The sequence below is a fragment of the Coprococcus sp. TF11-13 genome (genome assembly GCF_003481085.1).
GTDB classification, from domain to species: domain Bacteria; phylum Bacillota; class Clostridia; order Lachnospirales; family Lachnospiraceae; genus Coprococcus; species Coprococcus aceti.
Genome location: NZ_QUKK01000001.1, coordinates 908,119 through 933,649, shown reverse-complemented (window position 1 = coordinate 933,649; position 25,531 = coordinate 908,119). Strand labels below are relative to the sequence as shown.

Here is a 25,531-nt window from a genome sequence, read left to right as displayed (position 1 = left end):
GTATGTTAAATCCGGGAACGATGCTCAGCGGTCGTTATGAGATCATAGAATTGGTTGGATCTGGCGGTATGTCAGAGGTATATAAGGCAAAATGTCATGTGTTAAACAGATATGTTGCCATAAAGGTGCTTAAGCCTGAGTTCAGCTCAGACGTTAATTTTGTTACAAAGTTCAGGATAGAAGCCCAGTCTGCGGCGGGGCTGTCACATCCTAATATTGTGAATGTATACGATGTCGGTGAGGACAACGGAATATATTATATAGTAATGGAGCTTGTGGAGGGAACCACCCTCAAGGAATATATACAGGCCCACGGCAGAATAGAGCCTATGCAGGCGATCGATTTTGCCATACAGATAGCCCAGGGACTTCAGGCGGCCCATGAGCATCACACGATACACAGAGATATAAAGCCTCAGAACATCATCATGTCGAACAACGGCACGCTGAAGGTTACTGATTTCGGAATCGCAAGAGCCGCATCGTCAAGCACGACCACGACAAATGCGATGGGCAGTGTTCACTACATATCACCGGAGCAGGCAAGGGGCGGATTCTCAGATGAGAGAAGTGATATTTATTCACTAGGTATCACCATGTATGAGATGCTCACAGGACATGTTCCATTTGAAGGCGAGAACAATGTGGCTATAGCGCTGATGCACATTCAGGGCGAGATGGTATCACCTAGGGAGTATTACCCGGATATACCTACAAGCCTTGAGAAGATCATAAGAAAGTGTACACAGAAGAAGCCGGAGAGACGATATCTCACAGCAAATGCGCTTATAGCTGATCTCAACAGAGTAAAAGAGAATCCTAATATAGATTGTATAGTGGTGCCTAAGACCAGCGTTCCTACATCCCCTACCATTGAGATGACAAAGCAGGAGATGGAGATGATCAAGACCGGAAGACAGGTCGATAAGGCAGATACTACGGAGATTCCACCTGTAAGTCCGAGAACGTCAGAGATCAAGGCTAACGTGCCAGTTATGCCGCCGTCACAGTTCGACGATCTGTTCCCAGATGACGACGATGAAGAGGATGATACGGACGAGTCAGTGGCAGATGATGGAGAACAGGAGCAGGAATACGATGGAGAAGAGGAGCTTGATCCAAGACTTAAGAAGATAATCATGGTATCAAGTATTGCTATCGCGGTGGTTCTTGCCATACTTGCCATACTTCTCATAGGCAAGATAGCCGGCTGGAATATTCTGGGCGGTAAGGGTAAGACGGAGGAAAGCACCGATGTCATAACCACAGAGGGAACGAACGACACAACTGCACAGGAGACAGTACCTATGGTCAATGTAGTAGGTCTGTATAAGACTGCGGCTGAGGAGCAGATGAAGAAGAATGGCTTCACCAACTATACATTTGTGGAGAAGACAGATGCCACAGTTGAGAAGGGCTATGTAATATCACAGAGTATAGATGATGGAACATCCATAACAAAGGATACACAGATAACTATTTACGTGTCATCGGGCAAGGAAAAGACCAAGGTGCCGGATGTTTTCGGATATGAGGACAGTCAGGCCACAACATTGCTCGAGGAGGCAGGACTTAAGGTAACACATGGCTATGCGTACGATGATAATGTTGAGAAGGATCATGTAATATCCTCAGATCCTGTTGCCGGAACAGAGGTTGAGGAGGGCTCAACAGTCAAGATAATCATCAGTAACGGTAAGGAGACGAAGAAGATCGCAGTTCCTAACCTCAAGGGTATGTCTGAGGCAGATGCAGCAGATAAGCTTCAGGAGGTCAACCTGGTAGGCAATCCAAGCTATGAGTACAGCGATGATGTGAAGGAAGGCCAGGTAATATCACAGGATCCTGAGGTCAACACTGAGGTTGACGAGGGAACTACCGTGTCATATGTTGTCAGTAAGGGACCTCAGAAGGTTACATACTCTGTATCTTTCAGCGGTTCAATATCGAATATAGAGTTTGATTTTGATACATTTGGAAGTGTGACAGTTGACATCTCATACACAATAGGCAGACAGACATTCTCTGTATACAGCGGCAAGGCTGGTGCAGGAGACTTCCCTATCAATATAGATGGAGTTGAGGGTCCTACAGGACTTGAGAGCAACCAGGGATCATTCTCTGTGACCATCACGGATTCAGAGGGAATAGATGTCACATCAAGCTTTAACACGGGCGGTTTGTCCGCTACATTTACACAGGAGAGTAATTAGTAGTGGCAGAGATCATATCAGGAAAGATAATCAAAGGAATCGGTGGATTCTATTATATAGACGCCGAGGATGGACATTTGTACGAATGTAAGGCGAAGGGCATCTTCAGAAACAAAAAGATCAAGCCCCTTGTCGGAGATAATGTGAATATAGAGATACTTGATCCTGAGAACAATCTAGGTAATATCGTTGAGATATTGCCTAGATTTAACTCTTTAATAAGACCTGCTGTGGCAAATGTGGATCAGACGATCATAATATTTGCCGTGAGCGAGCCTGAGCCGAACTTTAACCTGCTTGACAGATTCCTTGTCAGCATGGAGAAAAGCGGTGTTGAGACTATCATTTGTTTTAACAAGACGGATCTTTCGCCGGACAATATGGAGGCTTGCAGATCATACAGCAAGAGCGGGTATGAGACAATCTTTATAAGCGCCAGGGAAGGCGAGGGCATAGACAGGCTCAGGGAGATCATAAAAGACCGCACAACGGTGTTTGCGGGGCCATCGGGAGTCGGCAAGTCGTCTACTCTCAATGCGATCAAGCCAGAGGCGGAGGCCCAGACAGGCGCTATAAGTGACAAGATAAAGCGTGGCAAGCACACCACGAGACATTCTGAGCTCATGCACATTGGCGGCAGGACATATATTATGGACACCCCGGGCTTTTCATCGCTCTATGTTGATTCCATAGAGGCGGAGGATCTCAAGGAGTATTTCCCGGATATTGCGGCATATACGGGAAAGTGCAGATTCAACATGTGCAATCATGTCAGTGAGCCGGATTGTCTGGTAAAGCAGGCGGTTGCGGACGGAGAGATAAGCCGTATAAGATACGAAGATTATGTAATGATATATAACGACTTAAAAGAAAAGAGGAAATGGTAATGATAATTCTTTCACCTTCATTATTGTCAGTTGATTTTGCACATATTGCGGACGGCATTGCGGAGCTTGACAGAGCGAAAGTTCCTGCGCTGCACCTTGACGTTATGGACGGTGCGTTTGTTCCGAACATATCATTTGGTGCGCCTGTCATAAAGTGTCTCAGAAAAGAGACGAACATGATATTTGACGTGCATCTCATGATAGAGGAGCCGGACAGATATCTTGAGGATTTCAAGAAGGCAGGTGCTGACTGGGTAACCGTACATGCAGAGAGCTGTAAGCATCTGCACAGAACCGTTGCCAGGATACATGAGCTTGGAATGAAGGCCGGAGTGGCACTCAATCCGGCAACTCCTGTATCAGTGCTTGACTATGTGATAGACGATCTGGATATGGTACTTGTTATGAGTGTCAATCCGGGATTCGGCGGACAGTCATTCATTCCTTCAGCACTCAGAAAGGTGGCTGAGGTCAGAAAAATGGCAGATGACAGAGGCCTTGAGCTCAATATAGAGGTGGATGGTGGAGTCAATTTGAAGAATGTGGGTGACGTCATAGAAGCCGGTGCAAATGTCATAGTTGCCGGTTCTGCGGTATTTGGCGGAGATGCCTACGAGAACAGCTGCAGCTTTCTCAAAGTATTTGAGAAATATGAGGCATAGATAATAAAGGGCAAATAGTGATATGAAAAGTTATATTATAATATCCGGAGGCAGAGTTGATCTGTATTCACTTCAGGGAATCATGGACAGACACCTTGAAAGCAGCAGAGTGATAGCTGTGGACAAGGGTATAGAGACCTGCAATAAGATAGGAATAGTACCAGATGTGATCGTGGGTGACTTCGATTCAGCCAGCAAGGTGACTGTGGGCGTGTACAGGAAGATGGCTAAAAAGATGCACTCCATACAGTTTGTTGATCTGGACACACACAAGGACTTCACGGATACTCATGTAGCCATCATGCATGCCATGGAGGAAGGTGCTACGGATATTTATATATCGGGGGCCACAGGAACGAGACTTGACCATACGATGGCAAACATAGGACTGCTCAAGGAGTGTGCAGATAAAGGCGTAAATGCGTATATAGAGGATGACCATAATGTAATAACCATGATAAATTCCAGTGCCGGAATAAGCCGGCTGGAGGGATACGATTATATATCTTTTATACCGTACGGTGGATGCGTCACGGGGGTAACACTTACAGGGTTTGAATACAACGTGGAGAATCGTACATTTGAGATAGGAGACAGCCTTGGAGTGAGCAACCGGGTTGTATCGGAGGATGCAAGGATAGAGATAGAAGATGGCTATATGATCGTCAATTACAGCCGTGACTGATATGGTTTAAAAGACCAGGCATATAAACTACAATATAAATATAACGAAAAAGCTCTGCACAGTGTATTATCTGTGCAGAGCTTTTTCACATAGCAGTTTGTTATATTCCTTTACTTTTTCTTGGAGTTCTTTTTACCCTTTTCAGGATATTTCTCATTTATCTTTTCTTTTATCTTTTCGTGCCTGTCGGCTACTTTGTTTTTTGCTGATGACTTTTTCTTCAGGTCGGACTTCTGGTTGTTCCTTGACTCATTCTTTTGCTCGTCGCCGGAAACCTTAGCTTTGTTATCAGGTTCATCAGGTGTTGTTAACTCACGGAGTTCGCGGATGCTTGCATCAAAGCCTTCTGTTATCGGATCGGCATACATGGATGAATAATATGCATACAGAGCCTTGTATTCCTCAGATGTCTTGTATCCGGTGATGTAGATGTGTCCGTGCATCTCGTCCATATGGATACCCCTGATCTTCTTGGCAATGTGAAGGCCGATGTTCTTACAGTGGCTTCCGATCCTGTCAAGACTTGTGAGAATGTCAACCAGTGCAAATCCTCCAGGGATACCACATTCGCCCATCTGAAGTCTCACAACGTGGTGATCCTTTATAAGCTCTGTTATCTCGCTGATGGTCTGTGCAAGTGGCTCTATTCTTGATATTGCCTGAAGATCGTCCTCCTTGAAGGCGTTCAGAGTCATATCAATAATATTGTTAGTCGCCTTGAGCGCTGTATGGATCTCCTTCATTCCCTGATCTGAGAAGTTTATCTTCTGATCTATTATATTTCTCGATACAACGAGAAGATTCTCACAGTGGTCACCAATCCTTTCCATATCACTCAGACTGTTCAGAAGCTCAGACACATCAAGTCGTTCGGATCTGGACATGTTGTTCTGTGATGTTACCTTGAGGAGGAAGTTGTTGAGTGAGCTCTCACATTTGTCTATGAAATCCTCATTCTCCTCGAGTTTGGCGGCATCTTCTTCATTGAAATCACTGATGAGTCTGCATGCTATTGCAAAGTTCTCTCTTATGCAGTCAGCCATGGCAAACATGACATTTCTTGCCTGTGAAATAGCGATGGAAGGGGTAGCGATAAGTCTCGGATCCAGTGTGGCGAGCTCTTTGTCGATCTTGGACTCCTCGTCGTCCCTGATGATCTTTCCTGTAAGTTTTGCCACCTGATTGGAGAATGGCAGAAGTATCAGGCTTATGATAAAGTTGAACAGGAAGTGGACGTTTGCAATGTTACCACGGTTTACGACCTTGTCCATGAAAGGCATGTCTATGAAAAGCTGAAGTCCGTATATGACAATAACAAAGAACACAGCTCCGAATATGTTAAAGAGAAGATATGAGAGAGAAACTCTCTTTGCCTTCTTGTTCGCACCGATTCCCCCGAGGATAATGGTCATACACTTACCGATGTTCTGACCGATAATGATAGGAATGGCTGTTCCGTATGTAACGACGCCTGTGGACGAAATGGCCTGGAGTATACCTACTGATGCAGATGAACTCTGTATGATGGCTGTGAGCACAAGTCCTATTAAAATACCAAGTAATGGGTTATTAAACGATGTGAACAGATTCTGGAAGCTCTCTGATTCCTTGAGTGGCGCAAATACACCCTCCATGGTATTCATGCCGAGAAAGAGGATTCCAAGACCAACAAGAATACTTGCAATATCACGTTTCTTGTTGTTATTTGTAAATAGTATGATAAATGCACCTATACATATAAGGATAGGAGCAAATGATGACGGTTTTAAAAGTTTAAGAAGAATATTAGTCTCCGCAAGATCTCCGAGACGAAGGATCTGTGCGGTCGCGGTACTACCGATGTTGGCACCAAACACGACAGGTATGGCCTGCCCAAGCTTCATGATTCCGGCATTTACAAAGCCGATGAGCATGATGGTCGTTGCTGCCGAACTCTGAATGATGGCTGTTACGGCTGTACCGAGTGTAAAACCCTTGATAGTTCCCGTGAACTGATTTTTTCCGGTTGTAAGTTTCTCAAGAACCTTTTCCAGACTGCCACCGGCGAGATTCTTCAGCGAGGCACCCATGAGATTCATTCCGAACAGAAATAAACCTACGCCTCCGAGCAATGTTAAAATAGAAAATAAATCCAAAATTATAGCCCTCCTGAGTAAAATGAATTTTACCTGTGTTTCTGACAGGTAAAAAATATGTAATAAATATGTAAAAGCCCATACGGTTCAAATTATAACACATCACTAGTTTTTGTACTATTGAAAAAATAATGCAATTGATGGTAACATTTCGGCAAATGTCACAATAAATATGATGGTGGCGGCAAAACTTCAACTGTGGTAGAATGAGCAGGGTATATTATATAAAAATGATAACGAAGATTCAGATAAAAGAATGGAGTGGCTGATACATGTCTGTTTTTAGTGATAAGAGAGTATTTGGAATCAAAAGGCAGAACTGTGGCGATGTGTCCACCGCAGGGCAGGTATGCGCCAATGATGTAATATTGTGGGTCATATTTCTGCTACCTATTAATATAGTAATACATGGTGCAGGACAGTGCCTTGTGGCCATGGGATTGTTCGTGGGCAATGTTGTCGGATGGATATTTCTGTCAAAGCGTATGAATTCGTATGCTGAGATATCCCCTAAAAAGATACACAATGCTCCGGAGCTGTTCGCAGCAAGATATGGGTCATGGAAGTTGAAAGATCTGGTGTCCGTCATATGGATAGTGACGCTTTGCCTGATACTGGTGTCTGTTCTCAAGGTTATCGTATCGGTTGTCGCCTATTTTATGGACATGCCGGAGAGCATAAGCCTTGCCATCATAGTGTCATTTCTCATCCTTGCCACCATACTGGTTGACAATAAGCTGATGGGAATAATCAAGACAATAGTGTTCATAATGGTTATAATCGTATGTCTGACGATGATCGGACTGGTATTTTACAGGATGGATGCGAGGGAGATACTTGACAATTACAGGAGATCAAGGCTTGCAGGGGGAACCAGCATTTATCTGAATATACTGTATTACGATGGCAAAACAGTGGATATAGGAAGTGCGATATCCATGACGGGAGTAGGACTTGGATGTATAGCCATGCCGCTGATGTACAAGGGTGTCTTAAATATCCGGGATATCAAGGAGCTCGATGTCGGAAGAATATGGGCTGTAATCTTTGAAGGGTTCACAATACTTTCAAGCTGTATACTGGCACTTCTGGTCGTACCGGTGCTCTATCCTGAGAAGGCATGGGCAAATATGAACTCATTCCAGGTGTACAACCTGATGCTCAAGAAGCTGCTTGGAACGGGAACCTATGCGTATGTGTTCAGATTTGCCGCGCTTATGGTGTTTATAGCGGCGGTTGTCGTAATGCTGGAATCGTTCATGAGAAATATATGCGAACATATAAGAGGGCTTGTTCCTGCAATCTCAAGAGCCGGTGGAATCGCAAAGCTTCTTATAGATATAGGTGTTGTTGTGCTGACCGGATGCTGCGTTTTCCTGGTGGCAGAGTTTGTTGAATTCAACAGAGAGCATATGATCGCCGAAAACTGGGGATTGTGTGCGGCGGCACTTGCGGCTCCTCTTTTCTGTACACTGACGTACAGGCATGCGACCGGAAAAGGCATGTATGCTGGAATAATAGCAGGAATACTCACATTTGTTATGTGGAAATATCTCCCGTTTGTGAACGGAGGCAGCCTGGCGGCATACTCGGGTATCAGCGGTGACGTGGTTGGATTTGCAGTGAGTCTGCTGTTCACCATTGGAGTAAGTGTGTGCACGCAGAAAAATACAGAGGAAGAACTGAAGATATTTGACAGGATGAGGGCTGATCAGGCCTGATCTGAAGGAGTTCATATGATATACAGGATTGCCTGCGTCGGCAGGATAAAGGAACAGCATTTTACGCAGATGTTAAATGAATATAAGAAGGAGATCGACAAGAGAGGACGTCTGGAGATATGCGAGGTTCCTGACGAGAGGATACCTCAGAAGGCTGGCGACAAGGTAAATGCCATGATCATTGAGGCCGAGGCGGACAGGCTGAGACATGTGATCGGGAGAGACGACTATGTTATAGCACTGTGTATAGAAGGAAAGAAGACGACCACGGAAGGACTTGCCGATCAGGTCCGCAGGGCATCGGAGCGCGGACATGACACGGTTACATTTGTGATAGGGGGATCTCTTGGACTTGCTGCAGATATAGTGAGGAGGGCTGATTACAGGATGAGCGTGTCGGATATGACATTTCCGCATCAGCTCATAAGGGTGACGCTGGCGGAGCAGCTTGCGATCATAAGCCGGAGCTGACAGGGATTATTTGTGGTAGGTTATGTTGTTCAGGATAGTGTATGCCCTGTAGGTCTGCTCGGACAGCAGGAGGGCAGTCATCTCGGCGGACGGCTGTACTGAACAGAGAGAGAAATTTTCCATATCAGCTGTGAGTGATTCATCGTACCCTATGTAGAAGTTTATCTTTGAGGTACCGCTTGAAGTCAGACTGTTGATGCGGGCTGCGTAGTCCTCAGATGAGATGGTATCGGAGCCGGATATGCAGTAGTTTGTGGTGTTTTTCCCTGATGTGCATTTAATTTTCCCTGCAACACATACTATAGACAGAGTACAGTATGGAGAAAGTCTCTTGACGTACTCGGCGATGGCTTTCTGATACAAAGGGTTGATTTTTTTCTGATTAACGTATATGTTTATATCCATGTGATTTCTCCTAAAGTCAGAAATGGGCGGCAGGATGACGTAACGGCATCCTAACTATGACATTATATAGCATCAAGGAGAAAATATATAGCAAATTATGTTATAACATTATGGAGGATAAAATGAGTAAAAAATTACTGGCACTTGATATTGACGGAACGCTGACAAATACTCAGAAGGATATTACTCCGGCAACGCTGGAGAAAATAATAGAGGCACAGGAGAAGGGGCATATCGTTGCGATAGCATCGGGACGTCCACTGCCTGGAATAAGGAAGATAGCAGACACCATAGAGCTTGACAGATTTGGCGGATATGTGCTTGCTTTCAACGGCGGAAGGATCGTCGATTACAGTACCGGTGAGGTGGTATATCAGGCTGTGCTTGACAATGATGTGGTGAGGGATATATATGATTACTGTCTGAAAGCGGGCTGCGGAATGGTGACATACGATGGAGACCGAGTTATAACCGGAACTGATATAGACGGATACATGACATTTGAGGCAAGTATCAATCATATGGAGATCATGAGGATAGATAACTTCAGGGAATATATCGATTTCCCTCTCAACAAATGTCTTCTTACCGCAGATCCTGACAAGGCGGAGAAGATAGAGCAGGAGCTTGCAGAAAAGTTCGGTGATCAGCTTAACATATTCCGCTCGGAGCCATATTTTGTGGAGATCATGCCGCCAAATGTTCACAAGGCAACATCCCTTGAGAAGCTTCTTGAGGTCCTTGATATGGACAGAAAGGATCTTGTGGCGTGCGGTGACGGATATAATGACCTCACGATGATAGAGTATGCCGGGGTGGGAGTCGCCATGGCAAATGCACAGGACATAGTGAAGGAACATGCCGATTATATAACATTGTCAAATGACGAGGACGGACTTGTGCCGGTGGTGGACAAGTTTATCCTGGCTGACTGATCAAGTATAAAAATGTGTGAATTATGTGTATCCCGTTGAATTGATGAGATATTTGTAGTAAAATGTATTGCTATATGAGTTAAATTTTGACAGATACATTCGATATTTAGGAGAAAAATATGGGAAATAAAATGAGTGGTCATGATGACGATGATATGAAGCGTGTTAAGGGCAGATATGCCGGAGAGATGCTTTTTGACGATGAAGATGATTACGATGACGATGCCGATGATTATTCAGATGATCATGGCAGAACCGGTATTGCAAAGGATGATTATTCCGACAGCGCATTTGGACCGGGCGCAGACGATGAAGAGGATGCGGCATCAGAAGAGGAAGCTTATACATCGGATGATGAATATTATGAAGATGAATATGCGGAAGAAGAGCAGGATATGAAGGATCAGAAGAGAAAGAAAAAGAACAGAGTATGGGGAATCATACTTGCAATCGAGGTTGTTGCAGCCATAGTCATAGGCGTTCTGTTTGTGAAGTCGTACATCAACAACACATATAACAAGATGCAGTACAAAGAGCTGAAGGACACTCATATAAATGAGGATCTGGATGAAGAAACAGTCAAGAAGATGACAGGATACACCAACATCGCATTGTTTGGTATAGATACCAGAGATGCAGGCATGGTTGACGAAGGAGTGCGTTCAGACAGTATAATCATCTGTAGCATCAACAATGATACACAGGAGGTCAAGCTTCTCTCACTGTACAGAGATACTTACCTTGAGCTCTGTAATGACAGCCAGTCATACGAGAAGGCAGCTCATGCATACGCATACGGCGGAGCACAGGGCGCTGTCAATATGATAAATAAGAACCTTGACCTGAATATAACAGATTACGTTGCGGTCAATTTCACAGCCCTCACAGAAGCCATCGATGCCCTGGGTGGAATTGATATAGAGCTGAAGGAGGAGGAGCTTTATAAGCTCAACCAGTGTATTGACGAGCAGATGGGTGTAAATGGTATTTATTCAGATTATGTATATGACACAGGTGTCGTTCATCTGAACGGTGTGCAGGCTACAGCCTACTCAAGAATCAGAAGTACAGATGAGGGTGATATAACAAGAACATGGAGACAGAGAACAGTTATCTCCAAGATGATAGAGGCGGCAAAGACAGCAGGAATCTCCAAGCTGCTTGATTGTATCAACGTGGTTGTGGATGATGTTGCATCAAGCCTTACAGAGGAAGAGATCATTGATATGGCAAAATCCTGCTTCAACTACAAGCTGTCTACTACAACAGGATTCCCGTTTACCATCGCCAGTCCTACCATGGATGAGGTGAGCTATGTCGTTGCCTGTGATCTCGCAACGAATGTCACAGCACTTCACAGATTCCTGTTCGACGACATGAATTATACACCGTCAGCTACCGTACAGAATATAAGCTACAACATCATCAATGATTCAGGCTGTGAGAATCAGCTTGATCTTGATACATTTACAGTTCAGGATGATGTGGATTCCATTGTATCGACGGAGTCAGATTATTCTGATGGCTATTGATGATATCTGGGATCTGAAAGCAGGATGTCGGGTGACATATAACAGAAATAAGCATAACAGCAAGGCACATATCATATGCACGTGTACACAGTGATATGTGCCTTTCTTTTTTACTTTGAAATGTAAAGGGTATGTGCTATAATGAATCAGGTCGTCAGGCAGATGTCTGCATGGGTTATCATGCTAGGATATGACGATATATAATATGAATAATAAAATATGAACACAAAGGATGGATCGCGATATGAAGATGGACAGAATTCTGCTCAAGATGAGCGGTGAAGCTCTTGCCGGTGATAAGAAACATGGTTTTGACGAGGAGACAGTCAGAGATGTGTCCAATCAGGTAAAGCAGATAGTAGACAAGGGAATACAGGTATGTGTAGTAATAGGAGGAGGAAACTTCTGGAGAGGAAGAACTTCAGACAACATGGACAGAGTTAAGGCGGATTCCATAGGAATGTTGGCAACTGTCATGAACTGTATCTACACAGCGGACAGCTTCAGAAGCTGCGGAATAAAGACACACATCATGACACCATTTGTATGTGGTAATATGACTGAGCTTTTTGACAAGGACAAGGCAATCGCATATATGGAGCAGGGAGATGTCGTATTTTTTGCAGGTGGAATCGGCCATCCATATTTCTCAACAGATATGGCGACAGTGCTTATGGCAATAGAGGTTCAGGCAGATGTCATTCTTTCAGGTAAGGCCATCGATGGAGTATATGACAGTGATCCAAAGACCAATCCGAACGCTAAGAAGTATGACAGCATGAAGATGAGCGATATAGTAGATAACAAGCTCGGAGTAATAGATCTTGCCTCAGCAGTTCTTGCTATGGAGAACAAGATGCCTATGATGCTGTTTGGCCTGAATGATGAGAACAGCATAGTGAAAGCCGTTACAGGCGGTTTCACCGGAACATATGTGAATGCGGAATAAAAGGGAAAATAATAAGAAAAATATATAATCCAGGAGGAATGAATCATGTTAACACAGTACGAAGAGAAGATGCAGAAGTCAGTTGAGAATCTTGAGGCTGAGTATGCTACCATCAGAGCAGGAAGAGCGAACCCTAACATCCTCAACAAGATCAAGGTTGAGTATTATGGAGTTCCAACACCTATGCAGCAGCTTGCAAATATAACTGTTCCAGAGGCCAGAACACTGGTCATCGCACCATGGGAGCCATCACTTGTCAAGGAGATAGAGAAGGCTATCATGAATTCTGATCTTGGAATCACACCTAACAACGATGGAAGAAACATCATCCTCAACTTCCCAGAGCTCACAGAGGACAGAAGAAAAGAGCTCGTCAAGGATATCAAGAAGAAGGGTGAGGGCGCAAAGGTCGCTATAAGAAACATCAGACGTGATGCCAACGATGCCATCAAGAAGATGGAGAAGAACGGAGACATAAGCGAGGATGAGCTCAAGGACAACGAGGACAAGATCCAGAAGCTCACAGATAAGTACGTTGGTCAGATCGACAAGGCTGTTGAGTCAAAATCCAAGGAGATCATGACAGTATAATAATCATGGATATGATGTATCCCTAAAATGGAATGCGGAGAGAATATGAAGAGAGAGATTAACGGAGAATTACTTAATGTGCCGGAGCACGTGGCTGTGATCATGGATGGAAATGGCAGATGGGCAAAGAAGAGATTTCTTCCCAGGAACTATGGACACGCAGAGGGTGCGAAGGCTCTTGAGGCTATATGTGAAAATTGCGATAGGCTTGGAATAAAGTATCTCACAGTGTATGCTTTTTCCACGGAGAACTGGAAGAGGTCTGTTGAGGAAGTCACAGGTATCATGAATCTTTTCAGAAAGTACCTGGTTGACAGTATAGAGAGATCTAACAACGCCAACATGAAGGTTAACCTCATAGGTAAGCGCGAGGGCCTCCCGGAGGATATAGTTCAGAAGATGGATGATCTGGAGAGGGAGACTGCGGGGAATACAGGACTTCAGTTCCATATAGCGATAAACTACGGTGGACGTGATGAGATTGTCAGGGCGGTGAAGAAGATCATGAAGGATGCCGATGCGGGAAAGATCAGTGCGGATGACATTGACGAGAGCCTGTTTGCGGAATATCTCGACACAAAGGGTGTGCCTGATCCTGATCTGCTAATAAGGACAAGCGGTGAGGAGAGAACATCCAACTTCCTCCCATGGCAGCTTGCATATTCTGAGTTTTATTTCACAGATACACTGTGGCCTGATTTTGACATGGATTCTCTGATAGAAGCCGTGAGGTACTACAATAAGAGAGAGAGAAGATTCGGAGATGCAAAATAGTTATCCGGAGGATATTAGTTAATGAAACAGAGAGTGATAAGTGGTGCGGTTCTGGTAGTGATACTGGCCATCACATTATATTTTGGAGGGATAGTAACATGCGGCCTTATGGCTCTGGTATCCCTTGTGGGCAATATGGAGCTGCTCAGAGTATACGGAGTGAACAAGAAGACTCCGGGAATCGTGTGTTACCTGGCGACAGTTCTGTATTATATAGCCATATACCTGGATCGTATGGACATTATTGTTCCTATGATGGTCGTATATTTATTGGTTATGCTTGCTGTGTATGTGCTGACATTCCCAACATACAGCGATAAACAGATCATGGCGGCATTTATGGATTTCTTCTATGTAAGTGTCATGCTGTCATTTGTATATCTCATAAGAAACATGGAGCATGGACTGGTACTTGTCCTGTTGATATTTGTCAGCTCATGGATAAATGATACATGTGCTTACTTCGTGGGAAGAGCCTTCGGAAAGCACAAGATGGCACCTGTGCTCAGCCCTAAGAAGAGCATAGAGGGTCTTATCGGCGGTATCGTTGGAGCAGGTGTATTCGGAGCAGTGTTTGGCATACTGTTTGATAAGTATGTAGACACCATGAACTATGCGCCATTACTTTTTGCAGTTGTCGGCGCTGTCGGTGCACTTCCGGCGGTTATTGGAGATCTGGCAGCATCTGCGATAAAGAGAAATAACGACATCAAGGACTACGGAAAGCTGATTCCGGGTCACGGAGGAATATTGGACAGATTTGACAGCATAATATTTACAGCACCGATAATTTATTATCTGCTTGTATATCTGCTGTAGGATACATGATGGGCAGTGCCCAGTGGGTTCACTGGATACTGCCTATTATATTCGGATAGATGATCCGGTAAATCCGGATACAGGAGGATAACATGAAGAATGTAGCGATAATTGGCTCTACAGGTTCAATTGGAACACAGACCCTTGAGATAGTTAGGGTTCAGGAAGATCTGAATATAGTGGCGCTTGCCGCCGGAAGTAATATAGAGCTCCTGGAAAAACAGGCGAGGGAGTTTTCGCCTGAGGTTGTGGGAATATGGAGCGAAGAGAATGCTGCGAGACTCAGAGAGTGCCTTGCGGACACTGACATAAGAGTTGTTGCGGGCATGGACGGATTGATAGAGATAGCAGAGCTTTCATCATCAGACATCCTTGTCACGGCAATAGTTGGCATGATCGGAATAAGACCGACTATAGCAGCCATAAATGCGGGAAAGGACATAGCACTTGCCAATAAAGAGACTCTGGTGACAGCGGGACATATCATCATGCCGCTGGCGGCGGAGAAGAATGTAGCGATACTGCCTGTTGACAGCGAACATTCCGCTATATTCCAGTCCCTTCAGGGAAATGTGCACGGCGATGTGGAGAAGATATTGCTCACAGCGTCAGGTGGGCCTTTCAGGGGAAAGGATACCGCATTTCTTGAGAATGTTCAGGTGGAGGATGCGCTCAAGCATCCAAACTGGAGTATGGGAAGAAAGATAACAATAGATTCAGCAACCATGGTCAACAAGGGACTTGAGGTTATAGAGGCAAAGTGGCTCTTTGATGTGAAGCCGGAGAATATCCAGGTGGTAGTCCAGCCACAGAGCATAATCCACTCGATGGTTGAGTACAGGGATGGCGCAGTCATAGCACAGCTTGGAACTCCGGACATGAAGCTTCCGATACAGTACGCTTTGTGTTATCCGGAGAGAAGATACATGGCCGGTGACAGACTGGACTTCTGGACTATGAACTCGATTCTTCTTGAGAAGCCGGACATGGATACATTTAAGGGATTAAAGTATGCGTATTCTGCCATAGCAGATGGCGGTTCAATGCCGACTGTATTCAATGCGGCAAATGAGTGCGCAGTGGCAAAATTCCTTGACAGGAAGATACGCTTCCTCGATATATACAGGATAATAGAGGAGTGTATGGCGAGTCATACAGTTATAGAAAACCCTGACGTGTCACAGATACTTGACACTGAGCGCTGGGTATATGATTTTGTAGAAAGCAGGTGGTAGATTGAACATAATTCTCATAATTCTAGTATTTGGTGTGATAATATTTTTTCATGAGCTTGGACATTTTATTGTCGCAAAGATCAATCATATATCGGTAATTGAGTTTTCCATGGGACTTGGCCCAAAGCTCTTCTCGTTTACCAAGAAGGATACACAGTATTCACTGAGACTCATACCTCTGGGCGGTTATTGTATGTTGCTAAGCGAAGGCGAGGAAGGTCATGAGGATGACGAGAACGCATTTGAGAAGAAGTCCATATGGGTGCGTATGGCGGAGGTCCTTGCCGGTCCGTTCATGAACATAGTTATAGCATTTATCTTTTCAGCGGTCATAATCCACTTCTGTGGTACAGATCCTGCGACTATCGGCAGGGTGTACGACAGCGGGATGGCGAAGGAAAGCGAGTATGCGGATGTTGTCAAGGAGTTCAATGGAGTTTATCCTGCGGAGCAGGCCGGGATAGAGGATGGAGATACCGTCCTTGAGATCGGCGGAAGCAAGATCAAGAACTTCAGGGAGCTTCAGATATATCTTGAGATATACGGGGACGGTTCTCCTATAGACCTCAAGATGCAGAAGAAGGATGGCACGGTGTACGATACGACTGTATATCCGGTGGAGACAAGTGCAGGTTATAAGGTGGGAATCGTAAGCTGCGGTTATGTCTTGCCACAGAATTTTGGCGAGCTGATGAAGTATTCTGCCTATGAGGTCAGATACTGGGTCAAGGCCACGTTCCTGAGCCTTAAGCTCATAGTCACCAGACAGGTCAGCTCAGATGAGGTGTCCGGCCCTGTGGGTGTGGCAAAGTCCATGAACGATACGTTCAATGAGGCTGCAAAGGTCGATGTCCTTACGGTTCTCCTCAACTGGATGAACTATATAGTGCTTCTCTCGGCCAACCTTGGAATCATGAATATGCTTCCGATACCGGGACTTGACGGAGGACGTTTCCTGTTCCTGCTGATCGAGCTTATAACCAGGCGGAAGGTTCCGAAGGACAAGGAAAACATAGTCACATTTGTGGGATTTGTGCTGGTCATGATCCTCATGGTCGTAATATTGTTCAATGATATAAAGAATGTATTTTTCAGTTAAAGACAATTAAAGAAGGAGGAAAGGCGCCAGTGCTTATGTACTGGCGCTGTGAGTATATATGAAGACAAGAGAGATCCACATAGGTGACAGGGTTATAGGCGGAGGCAATCCGATACTTATACAGTCCATGACCAACACAAAGACGAGCGATGTGGAGGCTACGGTTGCACAGATACTCCAGCTTGAGAAGGCCGGATGTGACATAATCAGATGTACGATAAACGATGAGGCTGCAGCAGATGCAATCCCGGCTATAAAGAAACAGATCCACATTCCGCTTGTGGGCGACATACATTTTGACTATAGGCTTGCCATAAAGGCCATAGAAAATGGTGTGGACAAAATCAGGATAAATCCGGGAAATATCGGAGGACAGGAGAAGCTGGCAAAGGTAGTCGAGGCTGCCAGAAAGAGAAATATTCCTATAAGGGTCGGTGTAAACAGTGGTTCTCTGGAGAAGAATCTCGTGGAGAAGTACGGCGGAGTGACCGCAGAGGGAATAGTTGAGAGCGCTCTTGACAAGGTGCGCATGATCGAGGAGCTTGACTATCACAACATAGTCATAAGCATCAAGTCGTCTGATGTTATGATGTGCGTGAGAGCCCATGAGCTCATCGCGGACAAGACAGATTACCCTCTGCATGTGGGAATCACGGAGTCAGGAACCGTCACAAGAGGAAATATCAAATCATCGGTGGGACTTGGAATCATACTCCATGAGGGAATAGGCGATACGATAAGAGTGTCCCTGACAGGAGATCCGGTGGATGAGATCCTGTCAGCAAAGCTTATTCTCAAGGCTCTTGGACTCAGAAAGGGCGGAGTAGAGCTTGTGTCATGTCCGACCTGTGGACGTACTGAGATCGACCTTATCGGACTTGCAAACAAGGTGGAAAAGCTTGTGTCAGACTATGACCATCTCAATATTAAAGTCGCAGTTATGGGTTGTGTGGTGAACGGCCCGGGAGAGGCTAAGGAAGCCGACCTTGGAATTGCAGGAGGCAAGGGCTGCGGACTGCTCATCAAGAAGGGTGAGATAGTTGGCAGACTCAGTGAGGATGAATTTATACCAGCGTTGAAGCGCGAGTTAGATAATTGGAGTGAATAGGATTGAACAACGAAGATCGTATTTTGGAACAAGAGAATATAGATCAGATGTATGCCGATGAGATGCAGACTCAGATGGATTATGAAGCCCAGATGGCTGAACAGGAGATGTATGAGAGCCAGATGTATGCTGATATGCAGCAGGAGAGCGCATCGTACACCCAGGCGGATGTTCACGACTCGGACTGGCATATCGCAGATGATATGGAGGAAGATGCCGAGGACGAAGACGTGGTCAGTGATGGCACTGGTGGCGATATGGTCGAGGGGTGCGAGGCTGATGCTGATACACCGGAAGGCTCAGTGAGTGGAAATGAGAGTAATGATGGCTCTGCAACGGCGGTTTCAGATGCCGGAAATGAGCAGGCGGAGCTCTTCATGACGGTGTTCCCCGGAGTGGAGATGACTAAGGAGCTTGCAGGTCTGTTCACCGAGGTGTATGTGACAAAAGTCACGATATATGACAGTAAAAATATCCTGCAGGTTGACATAAGATCGAGACATATAATAAGCAGACCGAATATAGAAAAGGCGGAGGAGTGTATCCGTAAGTTTGTATTTGGCAATAAAAGGTATACGGTCCAGATACGGGAGCACTATACACTTTCTACACAGTACAATCTCGAAGCAATAGTCAAAGCATATCAGGACAGCATACTCTACGATATAAGATCATTCAGCAATGTGGGCTACAGGCTTATATCCAGATCGATAGGAGAACTGTACTGTGACGGAGACGCGATAACCATAGCTATAGAGGACAGTAAGATAGCGCATATACACGCTGAGAAAATAAAGGCGTATATGGAGGAGATGTTCCAGGAGAGATTTGACCTGAATGTCAATGTTGCATTTGAGTACAGTGAGGCGGACAAGGAGAAGCTGAGGAGAGCCAGTGCACTTGTTGAGCAGCAGAAGATAGATGCCATATTGAACAACCTCAGGGATCATGGCGACATCATCGTGGATGGAAAGGCCGTGGACAAGGATAAGCTCGGAGTGTCGAAGAAGGAAGATAAGAAGAGCGAGGGACACAAGCCTGATGAGAAGAAGGCTGCTCCTGCATCCTCCGGCGGCGATTCAGGCCAGAAAAATGGCGGTGAAAAGGAGAAGTTCGGAAGGAGGCGAAGATATTCAGATGATCCAGAGGTGTTCATAGGAAGAGATGTGGAGGGCAAGCTGCTTGAGATATCCAGCATCAACGATGGTATCGGAGAGGTCGTCATCCACGGACAGATTATGAGCACTGAGGAGAGAGAGCTCCGAAATGGCAAGATCATACTGACTGGATATATAACAGATTTCACAGACACCATAGGCTTCAAGATGTTCTGCAGTCCTGAGGATATGGAGGTCTACCGCGAGGAGATACAGAAGGGTAAGTTCTATAGGATGAAGGGCCTTGCCGAGTTCGACTCGTATGCCAAGGAGGTTATGATATGCCGAGTGCTCGGTATGAAGCACATTCAGGACTTCCGTATACCTCGTATGGATACATATCCTGAGAAGCGTGTCGAGCTTCACATGCATACCAAGATGAGCGAGATGGACAGTGTGGTCGATATAGAGACCATCGTGAAGCGAGCCAGCGACTGGGGACACCCTGCCATAGCGATCACGGATCACGGTGTTGTTCAGGCTTTCCCTATAGCAAACCATACAAAGGGACTCAGAAAAGATTTCAAGATCATATATGGTGTCGAGGGTTACTTTGTCGATGACCTGAAGGATCTGGTCAAGAACTCAAGGAATCAGAGCCTTGACTCGGAATACGTGGTATTTGATATAGAGACAACGGGACTTTCCAAGAAGCACAACAAGATCATAGAGATCGGTGCGGTCAAGGTGAAGGACGGAGAGGTCGTAGATACATTCTCGGAGTTTATAAATCCGGGTGTGCCTATCCCATACCAGATAGAACAGCTCACATCCATCAATGATGATATGGTAAAGGATGCGCCGATGTTCGATGTGATCGTGCCGAGATTTGTGGAGTTCTGCGGTGACGATATCGTGGTTGCCCACAATGCGTCATTTGATACGGGATTTGTGAGAATGAATGCGGAGGAGCTTGGACTTAAGTTCGACAACACGGTTCTGGATACCATGACGCTCAGCCATATACTGCTGCCGGAGCTTGGAAAATTCACTCTGGACAGAGTGTGTAAGGAACTCAAAGTCGTGAATGCGCATCACCACAGAGCCATAGACGATGCGGAGGCCACGGCGAAAGTATTCTTCAAGCTGCTCGACATGCTGAAGGAGAGAGATGTTAAGACCATGGATGATCTAAATGTCCTTGGAAGCACCTCACCTGATGCGATCAAGAAGGATAAGACATATCACGGAATCATCCTGGCAAAGAACGAGATAGGAAGAGTCAATCTGTACAGGCTCATATCTGAGTCTCATCTGACATATTTTGCGCGAAGGCCGCGTATGCCGATGAGTCTCATCAACAAATACAGAGAGGGTCTGATAATAGGCTCTGCCTGTGAGGCTGGAGAGCTGTTCCGTGCCATAGTTGATGATGCGTCGGATGAGGAGATAGTGAGACTGGTCAACTGGTTTGACTACCTTGAGATACAGCCGCTTGGCAACAATGAATTCATGACGAGGGATACAAGAAATCCAAAGACCATGGACGATCTGATCGGATACAACAAGAGGATCGTGGAGCTCGGAGAGATGTTCAACAAGCCAGTGGTCGCAACCTGTGATGTGCATTTCCTTGATCCTGAGGATTATATATACAGGGCGATCATCATGAAGAGCAAGGGCTTTGACGATGCTGATATGCAGCCACCGCTGTATTTCCGTACCACGGAGGAGATGCTGGCAGAGTTCCAGTATCTTGGAAGTGACAAGGCCAAGGAGGTCGTCATCACAAACACGAATATGATAGCGGACATGATAGAGAGGATAGAGCCGGTCAGACCGGACAAGGCGCCTCCTATCATCGAGAATTCGGATCAGACACTTACGGATATATGTTATACCAAGGCACATGAGATATATGGCCCAGACCTGCCACCTCAGGTTCAGGAGAGACTGGACAGGGAGCTGCACTCCATCATTTCAAATGGATTTGCGGTTATGTACATCATCGCACAGAAGCTTGTGTGGGATTCCAATGACCACGGATATCTGGTTGGTTCCCGAGGTTCGGTTGGATCTTCATTTGTCGCAACAATGGCCGGTATCACGGAGGTAAATCCGCTGTCGGCTCACTATATCTGTCCGAAATGCCACTTTGTGGATTTTGATTCAGAGCTTGTAAAGTCGTATTCGGGAATGAGCGGATGTGATATGCCGGACAGAGACTGTCCGAATTGTGGAACACCGCTTATAAAGGAAGGACACGATATACCATTCGAGACATTCCTTGGATTCAACGGAGACAAGGAGCCTGATATCGATTTGAACTTCTCGGGTGAGTATCAGTCGAAGGCACATGCATACACCGAGGTACTCTTCGGCAAGGGCAAGGCATTCAAGGCGGGAACCGTAGGTGGTGTTGCGGAAAAGACAGCATTTGGATATGTGTATAATTACTTTAAGGATCACTCCAAGGAGGATCTCATGGCGGAGGCCAAGGCGTCCGGAATGGATGAGAAGGCCGCGAAGAAGTACGCTGAGGAGAATGCAACGGTCACAAAGAGAAGATGCGAGATGGAGCGTCTGGCCCTGGGATGTACCGGTGTCAGAAGAACCACGGGTCAGCATCCGGGTGGTATGATAGTTCTTCCGAGACATGAGGAGATATATTCATTTACACCTATACAGCACCCGGCAAATGATGTGACGTCGGATATTATCACATCGCACTTTGAGTACCATTCAATCGATCATAACCTGCTGAAGCTCGATATTCTTGGACACGATGATCCGACCATGATCAGGCGACTTGAGGATCTGACGGGACTTGATGCCACGAAGATAAGACTTGACGACAAGGATGTCATGGAATTGTTTCACAGCACAAAGTCGCTGGGGATCACACCGGAGGATATCAATGGGATACCTCTTGGAAGCCTGGGGGTGCCGGAGTTCGGAACGGACTTTGCTATGCAGATGCTTATAGATGCCAAGCCGACATGTTTCTCAGATCTTGTGCGAATAGCGGGTCTGGCGCATGGAACCGATGTATGGCTGGGCAACGCGCAGGAGCTCATCAAGTCGGGCAAGTGTACCATATCGACAGCCATTTGTTGTCGTGACGATATTATGGTTTATCTGATACACATGGGACTTGATGCCGGACTTGCCTTCAACATCATGGAGAAGGTTCGTAAGGGAATAGTTGCCAAGGGCAAATGTGACAAATGGGATGACTGGAAGGCGGAGATGGCTGCCCACGGAGTACCGGACTGGTACGTGTGGTCATGTCAGAAGATCAAGTACATGTTCCCGAAGGCCCATGCGGCGGCATATGTCATGATGGCGTGGAGAATTGCCTGGTTCAAGGTCAATTATCCGCTTGAATACTATACAGCATTCTTCAGTATCAGAGCTGATGACTTCAGCTATGAGATGATGTGCTTTGGCAAGGAGAGAGTTCTCTTCCATATCAATGAGATAAGCAAGGTGGACAAGAACAAGAGATCAGCCAAGGACGAGGGCAAGCTCAAGGATCTGAAGATAGTTCTCGAGATGTACGCAAGAGGCTACGACTTTGTTCCAATAGATATATATAAGGCAAAGGCTGACAGGTTCCAGATAATAGACGGCAAGATCATGCCATCCTTCGCATCCATAGAAGGAATGGGAGAGAAGGCTGCACAGCAGCTCTACGATGCCGCCCAGAAGGGGCCGTTCCTCTCCAAGGAGGAGATCAATGAGCGTGCAAAGATCGGCAAGGGAACCATCGAGAAGATGAGTGAGCTGGGCATCCTGGACGGAATGCCGGAGACAAATCAGCTTTCGCTGTTTGACTTTATGTAGGCTGGCGGAACAAATTAAGTCAATAATCTGAAAAAAGTTTGCAATTTTATAAAAAAAGTGCTTGCATTCTGCTTTCGTTTCTGTTATATTAAACAGGTCGCAAGCGAAGCGGCAGGATACAAGCACTTATGGTTCGTTGGTCAAGCGGCTAAGACGTCGCCCTCTCACGGCGAAAACAGGGGTTCGATTCCCCTACGAACTGCTAAGAATCGAAAGATTCAATAATTAGATAACAAGACCTATGGTTCGTTGGTCAAGCGGCTAAGACGTCGCCCTCTCACGGCGAAAACAGGGGTTCGATTCCCCTACGAACTGCTAAAAGCTGAAATCATTATGATTTCAGCTTTTTTGTGTTTTCATGCCATAGTGTGTGAAGCGGTGCTACACATTTTCCGCAATCTTCGTAACTCCCACATATATCTGTGAAATTTTATACCACGTTTTATAGTCGGTGACTCCGGTAACCGGAAGATTGAATATCTGCTGGAACTTTCTCACAGCATCAGCGGTTTCCTGACCATATACGCCGTCGACGGTTACGGTACCGATGGCGGGATAGTTGAGTGCGATCCTGGCGAGCTGCCTCTGGAGCTGGGAGACCTTGTCGCCGCTTGAGCCGATGGTCAGCTCGTAGCCCGGATATGATGAAGGTATACCGGATATGGTCTCCGAGGTGTTGATGTATATTGTATCTCCGTAATAGTATCTGAGAATCTGGATGGCGGTGAGACCGTCGTCTGCCAGGGATTTTGACCCCCACTGGGTCATCCAGCCCGGACAGGATACACGTTTGCCATCGCAATATTGGGTGAATAGTGGCTGTGTAACGTTGGGCTTTGAGAGATAGTTGGCGAACATCTCATCGACGATCTGGGAGACATTTTCAAATATGGTTGCATTGTAGACCCACTTCTGGTCGAACGCGGTATTGCTCGTGATAGTAAAGTCGTATCCTTTTCCCCTGTACCACTCGGTATAGACCCTATTAAGGGTAAATGACTGTATCGCCAGTACATTTGCACGGATGGCTGCATCAGGCCAGGTGGAATATATCTCGTTGCAGGCAACATTCTTTATGTAATCCTTATATGGAACATAGTAGTCCCTGGCGGTGGAGTCCGCCGGGGCGCCGTCATGGACAACTATGGTCTCAGGTACAACGACGCGGCTCAACACTATGCCGCCTGATGGATTCACCGGCTTTATCATGTCCTCGGCGATCTTGGGTGGATACTGCTTCCAGAGGGTGTGGGCGTCGAGAACGGTAGGGTTCGTATCGCTTCCATCGGATGGTGTCAGCTCTATGTTCTGGATCCCGTTCTCACCGGAGAATATCTGGACCCCGGAGATGAAGCGTTCATTGTACCCTGGCGCGTTCACAAGGACGTTGTATTCCGCGTATGGCTGGTTGTCGCCAGGCTCCAGACTGTAGGCGACATCGGGGGCGGGAAGCTCTTCATCGATGACGATACCATTTTTATCGGTGACAAATTCCTCTGAGGTGGAATCGGGAATTCCCGTAGGGCTTATGTATACGGAAGCACCCTCGACGGGAAAGAAATTGTTGTTCGTTATCTGAATTTTTAGTGAACCAACGTTATTTGTAATTGCCATTTCTTAATTCCTCATTTATAATTTGCTGTGAAAGTTTTTTAAGCAGCTTTCACAGTAAGTATATGACTAGATTTATAGAATATTCGGAGGAGATAAGATATGGCATACTTTCCAATGTACATCGATCTTGAGGGCAAGAAAGTAATAGTTGTAGGTGGAGGTAAGGCAGCACTTAGAAAGATCAATTCGCTGCTGTATTTCGGAGCGAAGATAGCGGTCATTGCGCCGAAGGTGTGCGATGATATAAAAGCGATAAAGGGGATAAATGTACATGAGAGCAACGTGGCACTTGACATACTGCAGAATGCAGACATTGTTGTGGCGGCAACCAGGCGCCCGGAGATCAATGCCAAGATAGGTACATATTGTAATGACAGGGGCATCATGGTAAATGTGGCTGATAACAAGGAGCTCAGCAGCTTCCTGTTTCCAGGCGTTATCGTCCGCGGAGATCTTGTGGTGGGAGTCACAACAGGCGGCAACAGCCAGGCGGTATCCAAGCAGATCAGGAATATGATAGACAGGATGCTTCCAGAGGAGTACGAGGCGCTCACAAGAAAGATGGGAGCGTACACGGAGCTTGCAAATGTCAACATCAAGAGCACGGCACTTAGGGAGGAAGCACTGGATGAACTCGTCAAGGTTGCACTGTCCAACAAATGCGTTCTTGACGACAAGAAGGCGAACAAGGTGCTTGACAAATATTACCGTGAGGACGCAGCCAGAAGAAACGCATAAATATTTGTTAATATT

Annotated in this window: 20 protein-coding genes and 2 tRNA genes; 19 read left to right on the top strand and 3 right to left on the bottom strand. The window is 45.9% G+C overall.

Annotated features, from left to right (window positions below; genetic code table 11):
* Positions 1–2: 2 nt before the first annotated feature.
* From pknB to DXD11_RS04080, 4 genes are read left to right on the top strand one after another with little or no spacing between them, the layout of a single operon-like run.
* Complete coding sequence (pknB, locus tag DXD11_RS04095; RefSeq protein ID WP_117874270.1) at positions 3–2,213, top strand: Stk1 family PASTA domain-containing Ser/Thr kinase; 2,211 nt, start codon at positions 3–5, stop codon at positions 2,211–2,213.
* 14 nt (positions 2,214–2,227) lie between these two features.
* Positions 2,228–3,100 carry a ribosome small subunit-dependent GTPase A gene (gene rsgA, locus DXD11_RS04090; RefSeq protein ID WP_055224231.1) on the top strand — a complete coding sequence of 291 codons (873 nt, stop codon included), beginning with the start codon at positions 2,228–2,230 and terminating at the stop codon, positions 3,098–3,100.
* Entirely contained in the window at positions 3,100–3,762 is a 663-nt protein-coding gene (gene rpe / locus DXD11_RS04085; RefSeq protein WP_117549067.1) for a ribulose-phosphate 3-epimerase, read from the top strand. The genes rsgA and rpe overlap by 1 nt, the downstream gene beginning before the upstream one ends.
* A 22-nt stretch (positions 3,763–3,784) precedes the next feature.
* The gene (locus DXD11_RS04080; protein WP_055224121.1) at positions 3,785–4,447 is read left to right on the top strand and encodes a thiamine diphosphokinase; all 663 of its coding nucleotides are present in this window, start codon (positions 3,785–3,787) and stop codon (positions 4,445–4,447) included.
* A gap of 110 nt (positions 4,448–4,557) precedes the next feature.
* On the opposite strand, the gene DXD11_RS04075 is transcribed toward DXD11_RS04080, so the two are convergent.
* On the bottom strand, positions 4,558–6,582 hold the full coding sequence (locus DXD11_RS04075) for a Na/Pi cotransporter family protein (protein ID WP_242992612.1): 2,025 nt from the start codon (positions 6,580–6,582) through the stop codon (positions 4,558–4,560).
* A gap of 272 nt (positions 6,583–6,854) precedes the next feature.
* On the opposite strand from DXD11_RS04075, the gene DXD11_RS04070 reads away from it, so the two are divergent.
* Both DXD11_RS04070 and DXD11_RS04065 read left to right on the top strand, forming a co-directional pair.
* Positions 6,855–8,303, top strand: coding sequence for a hypothetical protein (locus DXD11_RS04070; protein WP_118757813.1), 1,449 nt, complete (start codon positions 6,855–6,857; stop codon positions 8,301–8,303).
* A 15-nt stretch (positions 8,304–8,318) separates the two neighbouring features.
* Positions 8,319–8,774: a 23S rRNA (pseudouridine(1915)-N(3))-methyltransferase RlmH gene (locus tag DXD11_RS04065; RefSeq protein WP_015534824.1), complete on the top strand. Its 456-nt coding sequence runs from the start codon at positions 8,319–8,321 to the stop codon at positions 8,772–8,774.
* Positions 8,775–8,780: 6 nt separating this feature from the next.
* Here DXD11_RS04065 and DXD11_RS04060 read toward each other — a convergent pair whose 3' ends face one another.
* Positions 8,781–9,179, bottom strand: a complete 399-nt coding sequence (locus DXD11_RS04060; RefSeq protein ID WP_015534825.1) for a 23S rRNA (pseudouridine(1915)-N(3))-methyltransferase RlmH — start codon at positions 9,177–9,179, stop codon at positions 8,781–8,783.
* A 122-nt stretch (positions 9,180–9,301) separates the two neighbouring features.
* On the opposite strand from DXD11_RS04060, the gene DXD11_RS04055 reads away from it, so the two are divergent.
* The 12 genes from DXD11_RS04055 (at position 9,302) to DXD11_RS04000 (ending at position 23,479) form a co-directional block, all read left to right on the top strand.
* Positions 9,302–10,114, top strand: a complete 813-nt coding sequence (locus tag DXD11_RS04055) for a Cof-type HAD-IIB family hydrolase (RefSeq protein ID WP_055224117.1) — start codon at positions 9,302–9,304, stop codon at positions 10,112–10,114.
* Between the two features lie 119 nt (positions 10,115–10,233).
* On the top strand, positions 10,234–11,646 hold the full coding sequence (locus DXD11_RS04050; protein ID WP_117549064.1) for an LCP family protein: 1,413 nt from the start codon (positions 10,234–10,236) through the stop codon (positions 11,644–11,646).
* A gap of 250 nt (positions 11,647–11,896) precedes the next feature.
* Positions 11,897–12,595: a UMP kinase gene (pyrH, locus tag DXD11_RS04045; protein ID WP_055145001.1), complete on the top strand. Its 699-nt coding sequence runs from the start codon at positions 11,897–11,899 to the stop codon at positions 12,593–12,595.
* A 45-nt stretch (positions 12,596–12,640) separates the two neighbouring features.
* Positions 12,641–13,186 carry a ribosome recycling factor gene (frr, locus tag DXD11_RS04040; protein ID WP_015534829.1) on the top strand — a complete coding sequence of 182 codons (546 nt, stop codon included), beginning with the start codon at positions 12,641–12,643 and terminating at the stop codon, positions 13,184–13,186.
* A gap of 45 nt (positions 13,187–13,231) precedes the next feature.
* A complete protein-coding gene (locus DXD11_RS04035; protein WP_117549063.1) occupies positions 13,232–13,960 on the top strand; it encodes an isoprenyl transferase in 729 nt (242 codons plus the stop codon).
* Between the two features lie 21 nt (positions 13,961–13,981).
* Positions 13,982–14,779, top strand: coding sequence for a phosphatidate cytidylyltransferase (locus tag DXD11_RS04030; protein ID WP_117549062.1), 798 nt, complete (start codon positions 13,982–13,984; stop codon positions 14,777–14,779).
* 92 nt (positions 14,780–14,871) lie between these two features.
* Entirely contained in the window at positions 14,872–16,014 is a 1,143-nt protein-coding gene (dxr, locus tag DXD11_RS04025) for a 1-deoxy-D-xylulose-5-phosphate reductoisomerase (RefSeq protein WP_117549061.1), read from the top strand.
* Position 16,015: 1 nt separating this feature from the next.
* Positions 16,016–17,113 carry a M50 family metallopeptidase gene (locus DXD11_RS04020; RefSeq protein ID WP_117549060.1) on the top strand — a complete coding sequence of 366 codons (1,098 nt, stop codon included), beginning with the start codon at positions 16,016–16,018 and terminating at the stop codon, positions 17,111–17,113.
* Between the two features lie 58 nt (positions 17,114–17,171).
* Positions 17,172–18,221, top strand: coding sequence for a flavodoxin-dependent (E)-4-hydroxy-3-methylbut-2-enyl-diphosphate synthase (ispG, locus tag DXD11_RS04015; RefSeq protein ID WP_117549059.1), 1,050 nt, complete (start codon positions 17,172–17,174; stop codon positions 18,219–18,221).
* 47 nt (positions 18,222–18,268) lie between these two features.
* Entirely contained in the window at positions 18,269–23,164 is a 4,896-nt protein-coding gene (locus DXD11_RS04010; protein ID WP_118757812.1) for a PolC-type DNA polymerase III, read from the top strand.
* A gap of 130 nt (positions 23,165–23,294) precedes the next feature.
* Positions 23,295–23,366: transfer RNA gene (locus DXD11_RS04005), tRNA-Glu, on the top strand.
* A 41-nt stretch (positions 23,367–23,407) separates the two neighbouring features.
* Positions 23,408–23,479: transfer RNA gene (locus DXD11_RS04000), tRNA-Glu, on the top strand.
* Positions 23,480–23,545: 66 nt separating this feature from the next.
* Here DXD11_RS04000 and DXD11_RS03995 read toward each other — a convergent pair.
* Positions 23,546–24,778, bottom strand: a complete 1,233-nt coding sequence (locus DXD11_RS03995; RefSeq protein WP_118757811.1) for a peptidoglycan-binding domain-containing protein — start codon at positions 24,776–24,778, stop codon at positions 23,546–23,548.
* A 99-nt stretch (positions 24,779–24,877) separates the two neighbouring features.
* Here DXD11_RS03995 and DXD11_RS03990 point away from each other — a divergent pair, with 99 nt between their 5' ends.
* Positions 24,878–25,516 (top strand): precorrin-2 dehydrogenase/sirohydrochlorin ferrochelatase family protein, encoded by a 639-nt coding sequence (locus DXD11_RS03990; RefSeq protein ID WP_015534836.1) that lies wholly within the window; start codon positions 24,878–24,880, stop codon positions 25,514–25,516.
* Positions 25,517–25,531: the final 15 nt, after the last annotated feature.

Excerpts from the sequence above, each read along its gene's own strand:
- pknB (WP_117874270.1), top strand. The coding sequence starts at position 3 with ATGTTAAATCCGGGAACGATGCTCAGCGGTCGTTATGAGATCATAGAA.
- pyrH (WP_055145001.1), top strand. The coding sequence starts at position 11,897 with ATGGACAGAATTCTGCTCAAGATGAGCGGTGAAGCTCTTGCCGGTGAT.
- DXD11_RS04030 (WP_117549062.1), top strand. The coding sequence starts at position 13,982 with ATGAAACAGAGAGTGATAAGTGGTGCGGTTCTGGTAGTGATACTGGCC.
- DXD11_RS04055 (WP_055224117.1), top strand. The coding sequence starts at position 9,302 with ATGAGTAAAAAATTACTGGCACTTGATATTGACGGAACGCTGACAAAT.
- dxr (WP_117549061.1), top strand. The coding sequence starts at position 14,872 with ATGAAGAATGTAGCGATAATTGGCTCTACAGGTTCAATTGGAACACAG.
- frr (WP_015534829.1), top strand. The coding sequence starts at position 12,641 with ATGTTAACACAGTACGAAGAGAAGATGCAGAAGTCAGTTGAGAATCTT.
- DXD11_RS04065 (WP_015534824.1), top strand. The coding sequence starts at position 8,319 with ATGATATACAGGATTGCCTGCGTCGGCAGGATAAAGGAACAGCATTTT.
- DXD11_RS04050 (WP_117549064.1), top strand. The coding sequence starts at position 10,234 with ATGGGAAATAAAATGAGTGGTCATGATGACGATGATATGAAGCGTGTT.
- rpe (WP_117549067.1), top strand. The coding sequence starts at position 3,100 with ATGATAATTCTTTCACCTTCATTATTGTCAGTTGATTTTGCACATATT.
- DXD11_RS04060 (WP_015534825.1), bottom strand. The coding sequence starts at position 9,179 with ATGGATATAAACATATACGTTAATCAGAAAAAAATCAACCCTTTGTAT.
- DXD11_RS04010 (WP_118757812.1), top strand. The coding sequence starts at position 18,269 with ATGTATGCCGATGAGATGCAGACTCAGATGGATTATGAAGCCCAGATG.
- DXD11_RS04035 (WP_117549063.1), top strand. The coding sequence starts at position 13,232 with ATGAAGAGAGAGATTAACGGAGAATTACTTAATGTGCCGGAGCACGTG.
- DXD11_RS04080 (WP_055224121.1), top strand. The coding sequence starts at position 3,785 with ATGAAAAGTTATATTATAATATCCGGAGGCAGAGTTGATCTGTATTCA.
- DXD11_RS04070 (WP_118757813.1), top strand. The coding sequence starts at position 6,855 with ATGTCTGTTTTTAGTGATAAGAGAGTATTTGGAATCAAAAGGCAGAAC.
- ispG (WP_117549059.1), top strand. The coding sequence starts at position 17,172 with ATGAAGACAAGAGAGATCCACATAGGTGACAGGGTTATAGGCGGAGGC.
- DXD11_RS03990 (WP_015534836.1), top strand. The coding sequence starts at position 24,878 with ATGGCATACTTTCCAATGTACATCGATCTTGAGGGCAAGAAAGTAATA.
- DXD11_RS03995 (WP_118757811.1), bottom strand. The coding sequence starts at position 24,778 with ATGGCAATTACAAATAACGTTGGTTCACTAAAAATTCAGATAACGAAC.